We start from the raw sequence: 13,488 nt of genomic DNA, 5'->3' as shown, positions 1-13,488 counted from the left end.
GCCGACGCGGGGAGCGCGTCACTCCGACTTCGGCACGACGAGCACGTGCCAGGTCCGCGGTCCGACGATCCCGTCGGCGGGCGGGAGGAAGACCGACTGGACGTCCCTGACGGCCTGCTCGGTCACCGGGCCGAAGTCACCGTCCTCGGTGACGGACACCAGGGACTGCGCCGCCGCGACGGCAGCACCGGTGTCACCGGGGCCGACGGTGACGACCAACGCCGGCCAGTCGAGCTGGCCCGTCGTGGTGCTGACGTACCGCGCTCTCAGATCCAGCTGGAACTGGCGCATCGCCTCGCCGGTCGCGGGACCGTAGTCGCCGTCGACGGTCAGGCCGGCACCGTGCCGGACCAGCAGGTGCTGCACCGCGCGCAGCCGCCAGTTGCCGGTCATGGTCTGCCCGACCTTGGCGAGCGGCCACAGGTCACGCGACGGGGCCGAGACGAAGCTCCAGGTCTCCGGCCCCGCGATGGCGTCCCGGTTCAGGCCCCACATCCGCTGGAAGCGACGGACCCGCTCCTTTGTGACCGGACCGAAGTCCCCGTCGACCAGCAGCAGCGGCTCGTCGATGAACGACCCCGGCTGGGTCGCCTGGATCGCCATCACGGCTTCACCGGAGTCCCCGGGGCCGGTCGGGACCACCACCTGCGGCCAGGTGTCCCGGTCGAGCTCGCCGGTGGACGGCAGCCCGGCGGACGTCTGGACGTCGCGCACGGCCGATTCGGTCGCGGGACCGAAGATCCCGTCGGCGACGATCGGGTGCCCCGAGTGCCGCAGCAGGTGCTGTACCCCGATGACCAGCCCCGAGCGCCCGTCCCCGGCGCTGAGTGGATACCACGGCGTGACATTCATGACGAACCCCCGAGCCCGTTGGCGGAGCGCGCTCCCCTGTGCGCGTCACAGCCAGTCTCCTCCCGTACGCCACGGCGGGCACCCCCTTCGATCCGACCGTGCGGCGAGCGGCACGGCGAGCCGCCGGACAGCAGAGCGTGGGTCCCCGTGGCACGCCACCCGCCGAGAGGCGGATACAGTGGCCGGGCGGCCCAGACGTCCAGCCGCACACCCGAGCTCCCGGAGAACATCGCGTGAACGACGTCCGCCCCGACGCAGTCATCATCCTCGCCGCGGGCGAGGGCACCCGGATGAAGTCGACCCTCCCCAAGGTCCTCCATCCCATCGGGGGGACCCCGCTCCTCGGTCACGCGATGCGAGCCGCCTCGGCCGCGGGGGCCGCGCAGACCGTGGTCGTCATCCGCCACCAGCGAGACCGCGTCGCCGCCTTCGTCGAGGACTTCAGCGCCCGCGTCGAGCGGGCGTGCACCATCGCCGACCAGGACGAGGTCAAGGGCACCGGCCGCGCAGTCGAGTGCGGACTCAGCGCGCTGCCCGCCGACCTCACCGGGACCGTCGTCGTCACCATGGGTGATGTTCCGCTGCTGTCCGCGGAGACGCTCGGCGACCTGACCCGCGCCCACGTCGAGGCCTCGGCCGCCGTCACCGTCGTCACCTCGGTCCTCGACGACGCGAAGTCCTACGGCCGGATCGTGCGCGACGCGGACGGCAACGTCGAGCGGATCGTGGAGTTCAAGGACGCGACCGAGCACGAGCGGGCCATCACGGAGATCAACTCGGGGATCTACGCCTTCGACGCCGCCGTCCTGCGTCGCGAGCTGGCCAACGTGACCACCGACAACGCCCAGGGCGAGAAGTACCTCACCGACGTCCTCCAGCTCGCTCGTACCGCGGGTGGCCGGGTGGCCGCGCACGTGCTGACCGACCTGTGGCAGACCGAGGGCGTCAACGACCGGGTCCAGCTCGCCGAGCTCGGCAAGGAGCTCAACCGCCGCACCTGCGAGCGGCACATGCGCGCCGGCGTGACCATCGTCGACCCGGACACCACGTGGATCGACGTCGACGTGAGCATCGGCCAGGACACGACCGTCCTGCCCGGCACGCAGCTGGTGGGTGCCACGTCGATCGGCGCGGAGGCCGTCATCGGCCCGGACGTCACCCTCACCGACTGCGAGGTCGGGGACGGAGCCGAGGTCAGGCGCGCCGAGGGCACCCTCGCCGTCATCGGTGCCGGCGCCACCGTCGGCCCCTTCTCCTACATGCGTCCCGGCACCGTGCTCGGAGCGAAGGGGAAGATCGGCGGCTTTGTCGAGACGAAGAACACGACCATCGGTGAGGGCGCCAAGGTGCCCCACCTGACCTACGCCGGCGATGCCGACATCAGGGCGGGGGCCAACATCGGCGCCGGCACGATCGTCGCCAACTACGACGGCGTCGGCAAGCACCGCACGGTCGTCGGCCGGCACTCCTTCGTCGGCTCCAACTCCGTGCTCGTCGCCCCCGTCGAGATCGGGGACGGGGCCTACGTCGCGGCCGGCTCCGCCGTGATCGACGACATCGGCCCGGGCCAGCTCGGCGTGGCCCGCGGCCGACAGCGCAACATCGAGGGCTGGGTCGACCTGCGACGCGCCGGCACCTCGACCGCGGCCGCCGCGCACGCCGCAGCACAGCTCCCTTCGCCCGAACCCACCCCCGACAGCAGCGAGGACACCCAGTGACCGGCATCCACAAGACTCCGGAGAAGAACCTCATGGTCTTCACCGGACGCACCCACCCGGCTCTGGCCGACGCCGTGGCCGCGGAGCTCGACACCGAGCTGGTGCCGACGAGCGCGTACGACTTCGCCAACGGTGAGATCTACGTCCGCTACGAGGAGTCGGTCCGCGGCTGCGACGCCTTCGTGCTGCAGAGCCACTCCACGCCGATCAACGAGTCGATCATGGAGCAGCTGCTCATGGTCGACGCGCTCAAGCGCGCCAGCGCCAAGCGGATCACCGTGGTCATGCCCTTCTACGGCTACGCGCGCCAGGACAAGAAGCACCGCGGCCGCGAGCCGATCTCCGCGCGCCTGATGGCCGACATGTTCAAGACGGCTGGGGCCGACCGCCTGATCACGGTCGACCTGCACACCGACCAGATCCAGGGCTTCTTCGACGGCCCGGTCGACCACCTCATGGCCCGTCGCATCCTCGCGAGCTACGTCAACGAGAAGTACGGCGACCGCAAGCTCTCCGTCGTCTCCCCGGACGCCGGCCGGATCAAGGTCGCCGAGCAGTGGTCGCGGCAGCTCGGGGGAGTGCCGCTGGCCTTCATCCACAAGACGCGCGACATCGACCGGCCCAACGAGATGGTCGCCAACCGCGTCGTCGGTGAGGTCGAGGGCCGGTGGTGCGTGCTCGTCGACGACATGATCGACACCGCCGGCACGATCACCAAGGCCGCCGACGCCCTCATGGCCGACGGCGCCGCCGGCGTGATCATCGCCGCGACGCACGCGATCTTCTCCGGCCCGGCCGTCGAGCGGATGGAGTCCTGCGCGGCCGAGGAGATCATCGTCACCGACACCCTCCCGCTCACCGAGGAGCAGCGCTTCGACTGCCTGACCGAGCTCTCGATCGCGCCGCTCGTCTCCCGCGCGATCCGTGAGGTCTTCGAGGACGGTTCGGTCACCAGCCTCTTCACCTGATCCACGAGCGCGAAGGGGGGGGCCGGTCGCCGCACGGTGACCGGCCCTTTCGCTGTGCTGCCCGGGCGTCGCGGCCGACAAGCTGGGGCGGGCACTTGGCGCAAAGCCCGGACGACTCGACGTTCGAGCGCACCTCGACCCCGCGGTCCGGGCTTTGGCCTGAGTCGTGCCCATCCCCACCTTGTCGTCCGCTCCGCAGGTCAGCCCTCACGCCGGGAGCGGTAGGCCGCGGCGGCGAGCCGGTTGCCGCAGCCGCCCTCGCAGTAACGGCGCGAGCGGTTGCGGGAGAGGTCGACCAGGACGTTCTGGCAGTCCTCGGCGGCGCAGGTGCGCAGCCGGGAGCGCTCGTCGGCGCGGACGACGTCGACGAGGGCCATCGCCGCCTCGACCTGCATCCGCACGGCGAGCGGTGCGTCCGACGGCGTGGCGTGGATGTGCCAGCCGTAGTCACCGTGGGTGACGACCTGGGGGAGTGCCCGGCCCTCGCGCAGGAGCGTGTTCACGAGCTCGGCAAGCTCCTCGTCGGACCCAGCGCCCCACGCCGCGCGCAGCCGCGGCCGCAGCGCCCGCACCTGGTCCAGCTCCTGCGCATCCCCAGTGACCCGCCCGGTCCAGCCCCACTCCGTGTAGAAGTCCCGCAACCCGTCCGTCGTGGTCAGCGAGTCCTCGTCGTCGCCGGCGGCGGTGTTCACCAGCGCCGCGGCGGTCCGCAGCGCGACCTCCGTGTCATGGGCAAAAGTCATGTTGACTCCTGATGCTGGGTAGGTCTAGCGTCATGGGCAACAGGCTACTTCACTCATGATCCAAGGACCGCCCGTGTCATCCATCCAGGCCGCCCCGCGGCAGACGCCCTTCGTCCTCGGCCTGATGGTCGCCCTCCTCTCGGCGGCGACCTTCGGCTCGTCGGGGACCTTCGGCTCGGCGCTGATGGCGACCGGGTGGAGTGCCGGCGCGGTCGTCACCGCGCGGATCGTCGGTGCGGCGCTGCTCATGGTCGTCCCCGCCGCGCTCGCCATGCGCGGGCACTGGCACCTGGTGCGCCGCAACGCCGGCCGGATCGTCGCCTACGGGTTCTTCGCGGTCGCCGGGTGCCAGTTCGCGTACTTCATGGCGGTGGAGCGCCTCTCCGTCGGCGTCGCACTGCTGCTGGAGTACCTCGCGCCGGTGCTCATCGTCGCGTGGATCTGGCTGCGCCACGGTCGACGGCCGTCGGGCCTGACCGCGTTCGGCGTCGTCGCCGCCGTCCTCGGTCTCGTGCTCGTGCTCGACGTCTTCTCCGGGGCCCAGGTCGATGTCGTCGGCGTCGTGTGGGGTGTCCTCGCGGCGGTCGGTCTCGTCGTCTTCTTCCTCGTCTCCGCACAGGAGGAGGAGGCACTGCCGCCCATCGGGTTCGCCGGCGCCGGACTGGCCGTCGGTGCGCTGGTGCTCGTCATCGGCGCTGCGCTCGGGTGGTTGCCCATGAGCGCGTCGACCGAGCCCGTCGAGCTGGGGGCGTGGTCCGTGCCGTGGTGGGTCGCGGTCGTCGAGCTGGCCGTCGTCGCGGGAGCGGTCGCCTACGCGGCCGGCATCGCGTCCGCCCGACTGCTCGGGGGCACCGTCGCCTCCTTCGTCGGCCTGAGCGAGGTGCTGTTCTCGATCGCCTTCGCCTGGGTGCTCGTCGACCAGTCCATGTCCCTCGTCCAGGTCCTCGGTGGAGTGGCGATCCTCGCCGGCGTCGTCGCGGTCAAGCTGGGCGAAGGGAGGGCCCCGGCAGCGCGGCCGGTGCCCGCCGACGACGTCGACCCCGCCGTCCTCGCCGAGTTTGGTGCCTCCGAGGAGGTCCACTAGGATCAACGGGTTGCCTCGGCGAGGGACGCTGCACGGTCGCAGTGGTCCGTGATCGACGCGGTGCCGCCCCGTGGGTTCGCCCGCGCGTCGACATCCGTCCGCGCCGTGTCCCGCGTCGAGGCCACCGCCCACGAGACACGCCCGCTCCCTGCGCGGGCACCCGCCCCCACAAGGAGTTCCCATGGTCAAGCACGACGAGATCCGTCTCGCCAGCGACAAGCGCACCGAGTTCGGCAAGGGCGCGGCCCGCAAGCTGCGTCGCGCCGACAAGGTCCCGGCCGTCCTCTACGGCCACGGCGAGGCCCCGATCCACCTCGCCCTGCCCTTCCACGACACCTTCCAGGCGCTGAAGAACCCCAACGCCCTGCTGACGATCGCCGTCGAGGGCGAGAAGGACCAGCTCGCCCTGGCCAAGGACGTCCAGCGCGACCCGATCAAGCCGATCATCGAGCACGTCGACCTCGTCATCGTCAAGAAGGGCGAGAAGGTCGTCGTCGAGGTCCCGGTCCACGTCGAGGGCGAGGCCGCCCCCGAGACGGTCGTCACCGTCGACGCGCAGACCCTCGAGATCGAGGCCGACCCGATGAACCTGCCGGACAACCTCGTCGTCTCCGTCGAGGACGCGGAGATCGGCACCATGATCCACGCGAGCGACGTCACCATGCCCTCGGGCGCGACGCTCGTCTCCGACCCGGAGACCCTGGTCGTCAACGTCACCCAGCAGATCTCTGCCGAGGCGCTCGAGGCCGAGCTCGCCGAGGCCGAGGAGGAGGCCGGTGTCGAGCACGACGAGCCCGAGACCGAGGCCGCCGAGGCCCCGGCCGCCGAGGGTGGCGAGGAGTCCTCCGACGAGGAGTGACCCACTCGACCGCCACGACAGGGCGGGATCCCCGACACCGGGGGTCCCGCCCTTCGTCATTGCCTAGAGTGACCCCGTGACCGACGAGACGTGGCTGGTGGTGGGCCTGGGCAACCCGGGACCGAAGTACGCGGGCAACCGCCACAACGTGGGGGCCATGGTCGTCGAGCTGCTCGCCGAGCGCGCCGGGGTCCGCCTGCGGGCGCACAAGGCGGGTGCGAGCGCCGAGTCCGTGCGGCTGGGCCCGGTGCCCGGCACCCGCACGATCATCGGCATCCCGCACTCGTACATGAACCTCTCCGGTGGCGCGACCAAGGGTCTGGCGACCTTCTTCTCCGTCCCCCCGGAGCGCACCATCGTCATCCACGACGAGTTGGACATCCCCTTCGGCCAGGTGCGCCTCAAGCGGGGTGGGGGCGAAGGGGGTCACAACGGGCTGCGCTCGATCACCGCCTCCTTCGGGACGAAGGACTACGTGCGGGTGCGCGTGGGCATCGACCGCCCGCCGGGCCGGATGGACGCGGCCGCGTACGTGCTCAAGGACTTCTCCTCCACCGAGCGCAAGGAGCTGCCCTTCGTCCTCGACGACGCCGCCGACGCGGTCGAGCTGGTCATCGAGAAGGGGCTGACCGACGCCCAGCAGGTCGTCCACGCCCCGCGCTGAGGGTCAGGAGTCGTTCTTCAGCGCAGCGAGTCGGGCCTCGATCTCCGAGTCCTGGCTGTGGTCCTCGAGCTCCGCGAACTGGTCCTCCAACGAGGCGGACTGCACCTCCGCGCGGCCCTGCACCATGGCCTCCTGCTCACGGATCTGCTCCTCGAAGCGACCGAGGTCGCTGGTGGGGTCCATGACGTCCAGGGAGCCGACGGCCTCCTGGACCTTGGCCCGGGCCTCGGCGGAGCGGGCTCGGGCGACCAGGGCGGAGCGGCGGGACTTCAGGTCCTCGAGCTTGCTCTTCATGTCGACCAGGCCGGACTTCAGCTGCTCCACGGTCGCGTTCTGGCTGGCGATGAGCGGCTCGGCGTCCTTGACCTCGTTCTCGTGCGTGATCTGGCGCTTGAGGGCCACCTTGGCGAGATTGGTGAACTTCTCGGCCCCGGCGGTGTCCCCGGCGGCGGTGAGCTCCTCGGCCTTGCTGACGGCGGCGGCGGCCTTGCGGCCCCACTCTGTCGCGGCCTCCCGGTCGCTCTGCAGGTCGCTCTCCGCCATCCGCACGTGGGCGATCGTCTGCGCGACGGCTTCCTCGGCCTCGGCGATGGAGTTGCTGTAGTCCCGGACGAGCTGGTCGAGCATCTTCTCCGGGTCCTCGGCGCGATCGAGAAGGGAGTTGATGTTCGCCTTGGCCAGCTGGCTGACGCGGCCGAGGATGGTCTGCTTCGTGGTCATGGTGCTCTCCTCCTGGCGGTGGGACCGCCGGTCGTGGTGCGGATCGATCGTGTCGGTCCGGGCGAGCGTTGGCCGCTGGACCGTGCTGGTCGCTGTCGTCGCCCGGTCAGAAGCGGCCACCTCCGCCGAAGCCGCCCCCGCCGAAGCCGCCCCCGCCGCCGAGGCCGCCGGAGGAGCCGCCCCAGCCCCCACCGCGACCGCCGAAGCCGCCGCTGAGGATGCCGCCGAGGACCAGGGAGCCGATGTCGATGCCGCCACGGCGGCCGCCGTACCCGCCCCCGGGTCCACCGCCGAACCCGCCTCCGTCCCACGGGTCCCGGTGCTGCTGCGACCGGATGGCCTGCAGTGCCTGGTCGGCGTGCGCCTCCGCCTGGCTCAGCTGGTCGGCAGCGAGGTCCCGGTCGTGCGGGCGGGACTCCTCGGCCTCCCGCAGCAGGCGCTGGGCCTCGCGCAGCTGGGTGCGGGGTCGGGCATCGACCCGGCCGCGGTGGGTGTTGAGCTCACTCTCGACGGTGGCGATGCGTGAGCGCACGTGCTGGAACCGACGGTCGAGCAGCTGGGCGCGCTCGGCTCGGCGGTCCTCCTCCGCGCGGTAGCGCATCAGGGCGTTGTCGAGGTAGTGCTCGGCCCGTTCCAGGGCGGCCAGGGCTGCGAGCACGTCCCCGCCGCCCCGGGCCGCGGTGCCCGCGCTGACGGCCTGCTCGGCCTCGCCCACGGCCGAGATGGTGACCTGGTCGTTGGCCTGCAGCCGCTTCGCGTCCGCAAGGTCGGAGCTGATCGAGGCCAGTGCCTCGTCCAGGGCTGCCACGGCATCGTCGAGCGTGGCCCGGGCGGTGAGGATGAACTCCAGGCGGGAGTCGGCCTGCCCCAGGGCGTCCTCGGCGGCGCGGGCCGCCGCGACCGCGGACGGACGGTCGTCGGCGCTGACGTGGTCCTCACCCCTGACGACGAATCCCTCGGCGGAGTCGATGAGCTTGCGCGCGCGGTCGAGGTTTGCGCGCAGGGTCGTCAGCGACTCGCGGGGATGGGTGGCCGCGAGACCGGCGAGCTCCTGCTCTGCAGCGGGAATCCGGTCGGTGACCTCCGAGATGCGGGTGCGTAGCGACGCGAGGAACTGGGGAACCGTCGCCTGCAGGTCCCGCAGTCGTGCGAACTCGCTCTCCTGGGCGTCCAGCTCGTCGTCGGCCGCCGCCGTCAGCTCCAGGATCTCGGCCAGGCGGGCCCGCTCGTCCGACTCGAGCATCCGGTCGGCGCCGCGGGCGACGTCGACCTCCTGCTGGATGCGGAAGGCGTCGTCGGCCTTCGCCCTGGCCCGCTCGAGGGCGGCGGTGAACTGCAGTGTCGCCTGCTGGCCGAACTGGGCCTCGGCGAAGGCGAGCTCGTCCGCGGACGAGCGGATGGCGTTGTCGAGGTCGACGAGCGCCGACGAGGCGTCCCGACGCAGCTGGTCGGTGCTCACCCCGGTCATCACCGGCTGGGGCGCCCCCGGGGCCGGCGCCGAGGATCCCTTCCTCCGGAGGGACAACACGACCGGGACGGCGACGAAGACGAGGAAGAGCCCGCCGACGACCAGGTAGAAGATCGTCGAGAAGCCGGGGCCGCCCCCTTCGCCCAGACCCTCGGCAGCGGCGGTCACGGCACCGTCCCAGTCGTCGTCGGCCAGCGCCGGCTCGACGAAGTCGGTCTGCACCTCGGAGATGTCGGACGGCTCGAGGCCCGAGGCCTGCGTCGTCCACATCGCGTAGCGCCGGTCCGCCACGGCGACGGCGAGCAGGACGTCGTTACCGCCCATGCCGGAGGTCTCGTAGGTCGCCCGGGCCCACTCCTCGGGGCTCTGGCCGTCGAAGGAGTCGACGTACACCGCGAAGAGCTGGAGGTTCTCCTCCGCAGCGAGCTCATCGAGGTCCGACTGGAGGCCGTCGGGGTCCTGCAGCACGTCGGCCCGGTCGGTGATCTGGGCAGGCAGGTCGAAGGGGGCCTCGACCGGCGCGGCGGCGGCGGTCAGGGCGCCGCACCACAGCAGGCAGACCGCCGCCACGAGTGCCGGCAGTGTCCGACGTCGCCTGCGGTTGGTCATTCGTGTGCCCCGATCCGGGTCCCCGTTGTCTGTGCAGCCTGCCACTCGTACGTTGCCACATCGGGAGTGTTGCGGGCAGGGCTGGAAGGCCACCGCTGTGGATACGGCAGAATCGACCCCAGCATGTCTTCCTCCCTCGCCCCGCTCCTGAGCGCGATCGCCGGTCTGCCCGGCCTCGCGGACATCCCCCGACACCGCACCGCCACCGATCAGCTCGACATCGTCGCGCCGACCGGCCTGCGGGCGCCGACCGTCGCCACGATCGGCGGCGCCACCCCCGGTGACGCGCCCCAGCTGATCATCACCTCGACCGCCCGCGAGGCCGACGACCTGTCGGCCGCGCTCGCCGAGTTCGTCGACCCCGAGCTCATCGCGACCTTCCCCAGCTGGGAGACCCTGCCGCACGAGCGGCTCAGCCCGCGCAGCGACACCGTCGGCCGTCGCCTCGCCGTGCTGCGCCGTCTGTCGCACCCCCGGGAGCAGGGCGCCGGTCACGGTCCCCTCGGCTACGTGATCGCCTCCGTGCGCGCGGTCCTCCAGCCGATCGCCAAGGGGCTCGGCGACCTCGAGCCGGTGGCGCTGCGCGTCGGGGACGAGCGGCCCCTGGCCGACATCGCCGAAGCCCTGACCAATGCCGCCTACGTGCGCACCGACCTCGTCGACCGCCGCGGCGAGTTCGCCGTCCGCGGCGGGATCCTCGACGTCTTCCCGCCGACGGAGGAGCACCCGATCCGGGTGGAGTTCTTCGGCGACACCGTCGACGAGATCCGTTGGTTCAAGGTCGCCGACCAGCGCAGCCTCGACGCGACCGAGGTCCTCTGGGCCCCACCGTGCCGCGAGGTCCTGCTCACCGACACCGTCCGGGAGCGGGCCGCCGCGCTCGCCGGGGACCTGCCCGGTGTCGCCGACATGCTCCTGAAGGTGGCCGAGGGCATCGCCGTCGAGGGCATGGAGTCCCTGGCGCCGGCTCTCGTCGACGGGATGGAGTCGATCCTCGACGTGCTGCCGAAGGAGGCCGGCGTCATCGTTCTCGACCACGAGAAGGTCCGGGCCCGTGCCCACGACCTCGTCTCGACGAGCGAGGAGTTCCTCCAGGCCAGCTGGGCCAACGCCGCGGCCGGCAACGTGGTGCCGATCGACCTCGAGGGAGTCCTCGGCACCGCCTCCCACTGGACGCTCGCCCAGGCCCGCGAGCACGCGCTCGAGCTGGGCCTGCCGTGGTGGAGCATCACCCCCTTCGCCGTGGACGAGGAGCTCGACGCGCTGGCGGCCGACATGGACGACCGGGTCGCGCACGACCACGTCGGGCTGCGGGTCCCCGCGGCGGAACCGCCGAAGTTCCGGGGCAACACCGAGGCCGCGGTCGCCCAGCTCGCCGAGTGGACCGCCGCGGGCCGGCGGGTGCTCATCGCCACCGACGGCGCCGGGCTCGTCGCGCGCGTCGCCGAGGTGCTGCGCGGCGCCGACGTCCCCACCCGCGTCGCCGACGAGGACGAGCCGGTCGAGCTCGCCGACGGTGTCGTCACGATCACCCGCGCCAGCCTGGGAACCGGCTTCGTCGCCGAGGACCACCGGCTCGCCGTGCTCACCGAGGCCGACCTCCTGGGGTCGAGCGGGGCCGCCAGCACCCGGGACATGCGGCGGATGCCGTCGCGCCGCCGCAAGCAGGTCGACCCGCTGCAGCTGCGTCCGGGGGACCACGTCGTCCACGAGCAGCACGGTGTCGGGTCCTTCGTCGAGATGATCCAGCGCACCATCGGCGGTGCCACCCGCGAGTACCTCGTCATCGAGTACGCGCCCTCCCGTCGCGGCCACCCCGGCGACCGGCTCTTCGTCCCCTCCGACCAGCTCGACCAGGTCACCCGCTACGTGGGCGGTGACGCGCCGGCGCTGAACAAGATGGGTGGCAGTGACTGGCAGAAGACGAAGTCGAAGGCCAAGCGGCACGTCCGGCAGATCGCGGGTGAGCTGATCCGCCTGTACAGCGCTCGGATGGCCACGCCGGGCCACACCTTCGGGCCGGACACCCCGTGGCAGCGTGAGCTCGAGGACGCCTTCGCCCACATCGAGACGCCGGACCAGCTGAGCACCATCGACGAGGTCAAGGCCGACATGGAGAAGTCCTTCCCCATGGACCGGCTCATCTGCGGTGACGTCGGCTACGGCAAGACGGAGATCGCGGTGCGTGCGGCCTTCAAGGCCATCCAGGACGGCAAGCAGGTCGCCGTGCTCGTCCCGACCACGCTGCTCGTCCAGCAGCACCTCAACACCTTCTCTGAGCGGTACGCCGGTTACCCCGTGACGGTCAAGGCACTCAGCCGCTTCCAGACCGACGCGGAGGCCAAGGCGGTGCTGGAGGGGATGAAGGACGGGTCCGTCGACCTCGTCATCGGCACCCACCGCATCCTCGGCAACGAGGTGAAGTTCAAGGACCTCGGGATGGTGATCATCGACGAGGAGCAGCGCTTCGGGGTCGAGCACAAGGAGCAGCTGAAGGCCCTGCGCACCGACGTCGACGTCCTCGCGATGTCCGCGACCCCGATCCCGCGCACCCTCGAGATGGCCGTCACCGGCATCCGCGAGATGTCCACGCTCGCGACGCCGCCCGAGGAGCGCCACCCGGTGCTCACCTTCGTCGGGCCGTACGAGGAGAAGCAGGTCGCCGCAGCGATCCACCGCGAGATGATGCGCGAGGGGCAGGTCTTCTTCGTGCACAACAACGTCAGCACGATCGAGCGGACCGCCGCCCGCATCCGCGAGCTCGTGCCGGACGCCCGCGTCGAGACCGCCCACGGCAAGATGGGGGAGCACCGGCTGGAGCAGGTCGTCCTGGACTTCTGGGAGCGGCGCTTCGACGTGCTCGTGTGCACGACGATCGTCGAGACCGGGCTGGACATCTCCAATGCCAACACGCTCATCCTGGACCGGGCGGACAAGTTCGGCCTGAGCCAGCTGCACCAGCTGCGTGGTCGTGTCGGTCGTGGCCGGGAGCGCGCCTACGCCTACTTCCTCTACCCGCCGGACAAGCCACTGACCGAGACGGCGCACGACCGGCTGACGACGATCGCGAGCAACACCGACCTCGGCTCCGGCATGCAGGTCGCGATGAAGGACCTCGAGATCCGCGGTGCCGGCAACCTGCTCGGCGGCGAGCAGTCCGGCCACATCGCCGGAGTCGGGTTCGACCTGTACGTGCGGATGGTCGGCGAGGCGGTCGCCGACTTCAAGGGCGAAGGGGAGGCCGCGCCGTCCGAGGTCAAGATCGAGCTGCCCGTGGACGCCCACCTGCCGCACGAGTACGTGCCGGGCGAGCGGCTGCGCCTCGAGGCCTACAAGAAGCTCGCCTCCGCGGAGACCGAGGAGGACCTCACCGAGATCGTGGAGGAGCTCACCGACCGCTACGGCGAGCCGCCCGAGCCGGTGCGCAACCTCGTCGCCGTCGCCCGGCTGCGCATCGTCGTGCGCGCCGCGGGTCTGAGCGACGTCGTGGTGCAGGGCAAGAACGTGCGCTTCGCCCCGGCACAGCTGAAGGAGAGCCAGCAGCTGCGCCTGGCCCGCCTGTACCCGAAGTCGAGCTACAAGGAGGGCACCCAGACGGTGCTCGTCCCCAAGCCGATGACGGCGCGGGTCGGAGGCAGCCCCCTTCGCGACACGGAGGTGCTGCAGTGGGCCACCGACCTGGTCAACCAGATCATGCTCGACAATGTCATCGTGGACACTGGGGCGAACCCGCCCCGCGACACCTCGCGCTCCCGTTGAGGACGTGATGAAAGGACAGGCCGTGCCCGGCAGCAGACAACGAC

At 71.5% G+C, this 13,488-nt stretch carries 10 protein-coding genes; 6 read left to right on the top strand and 4 right to left on the bottom strand.

The genetic code is table 11. The features are described from left to right. Nucleotides 1–18 precede the first annotated feature (18 nt). On the bottom strand, nucleotides 19–852 hold the full coding sequence (locus PVE36_RS12075; RefSeq protein ID WP_277452671.1) for a peptidoglycan-binding protein: 834 nt from the start codon (nucleotides 850–852) through the stop codon (nucleotides 19–21). 233 nt (nucleotides 853–1,085) lie between these two features. On the opposite strand from PVE36_RS12075, the gene glmU reads away from it, so the two are divergent. Both glmU and PVE36_RS12065 read left to right on the top strand, forming a co-directional pair. Then, nucleotides 1,086–2,570, top strand: a complete 1,485-nt coding sequence (gene glmU / locus PVE36_RS12070) for a bifunctional UDP-N-acetylglucosamine diphosphorylase/glucosamine-1-phosphate N-acetyltransferase GlmU (RefSeq protein WP_277452668.1) — start codon at nucleotides 1,086–1,088, stop codon at nucleotides 2,568–2,570. After that, nucleotides 2,567–3,538 (top strand): ribose-phosphate diphosphokinase, encoded by a 972-nt coding sequence (locus PVE36_RS12065; RefSeq protein WP_277452665.1) that lies wholly within the window; start codon nucleotides 2,567–2,569, stop codon nucleotides 3,536–3,538. Before glmU ends, PVE36_RS12065 begins: the two co-directional genes overlap by 4 nt. Nucleotides 3,539–3,738: 200 nt before the next feature. Here the strand turns inward: PVE36_RS12065 and PVE36_RS12060 are convergent, their stop codons facing one another. Further along, nucleotides 3,739–4,281: a CGNR zinc finger domain-containing protein gene (locus tag PVE36_RS12060; protein WP_277452662.1), complete on the bottom strand. Its 543-nt coding sequence runs from the start codon at nucleotides 4,279–4,281 to the stop codon at nucleotides 3,739–3,741. Nucleotides 4,282–4,354: 73 nt separating this feature from the next. Between PVE36_RS12060 and PVE36_RS12055 the strand changes: the two genes are divergently transcribed. From PVE36_RS12055 to pth, 3 genes are all read left to right on the top strand, one after another. Continuing rightward, a complete protein-coding gene (locus tag PVE36_RS12055) occupies nucleotides 4,355–5,365 on the top strand; it encodes a DMT family transporter (protein WP_277452660.1) in 1,011 nt (336 codons plus the stop codon). 181 nt (nucleotides 5,366–5,546) lie between these two features. Then, nucleotides 5,547–6,224: a 50S ribosomal protein L25/general stress protein Ctc gene (locus tag PVE36_RS12050; protein WP_277452659.1), complete on the top strand. Its 678-nt coding sequence runs from the start codon at nucleotides 5,547–5,549 to the stop codon at nucleotides 6,222–6,224. Nucleotides 6,225–6,300: 76 nt separating this feature from the next. Beyond that, the gene (pth, locus tag PVE36_RS12045; protein ID WP_277452657.1) at nucleotides 6,301–6,888 is read left to right on the top strand and encodes an aminoacyl-tRNA hydrolase; all 588 of its coding nucleotides are present in this window, start codon (nucleotides 6,301–6,303) and stop codon (nucleotides 6,886–6,888) included. 3 nt (nucleotides 6,889–6,891) lie between these two features. Here the strand turns inward: pth and PVE36_RS12040 are convergent, their stop codons facing one another. Both PVE36_RS12040 and PVE36_RS12035 read right to left on the bottom strand, forming a co-directional pair. Beyond that, complete coding sequence (locus tag PVE36_RS12040; RefSeq protein WP_277452656.1) at nucleotides 6,892–7,608, bottom strand: PspA/IM30 family protein; 717 nt, start codon at nucleotides 7,606–7,608, stop codon at nucleotides 6,892–6,894. Between the two features lie 106 nt (nucleotides 7,609–7,714). After that, the gene (locus PVE36_RS12035; RefSeq protein ID WP_277452654.1) at nucleotides 7,715–9,685 is read right to left on the bottom strand and encodes a TPM domain-containing protein; all 1,971 of its coding nucleotides are present in this window, start codon (nucleotides 9,683–9,685) and stop codon (nucleotides 7,715–7,717) included. A 123-nt stretch (nucleotides 9,686–9,808) separates the two neighbouring features. On the opposite strand from PVE36_RS12035, the gene mfd reads away from it, so the two are divergent. Continuing rightward, a complete protein-coding gene (mfd, locus tag PVE36_RS12030; RefSeq protein WP_277452653.1) occupies nucleotides 9,809–13,444 on the top strand; it encodes a transcription-repair coupling factor in 3,636 nt (1,211 codons plus the stop codon). Nucleotides 13,445–13,488: the final 44 nt, after the last annotated feature.

The organism is Janibacter sp. DB-40, assembly GCF_029510815.1.
Taxonomy (GTDB): domain Bacteria; phylum Actinomycetota; class Actinomycetes; order Actinomycetales; family Dermatophilaceae; genus Janibacter.
The sequence above is the reverse complement of the archived record's forward strand: the minus strand, read 5'-3'. Positions and strand labels throughout refer to the sequence as shown.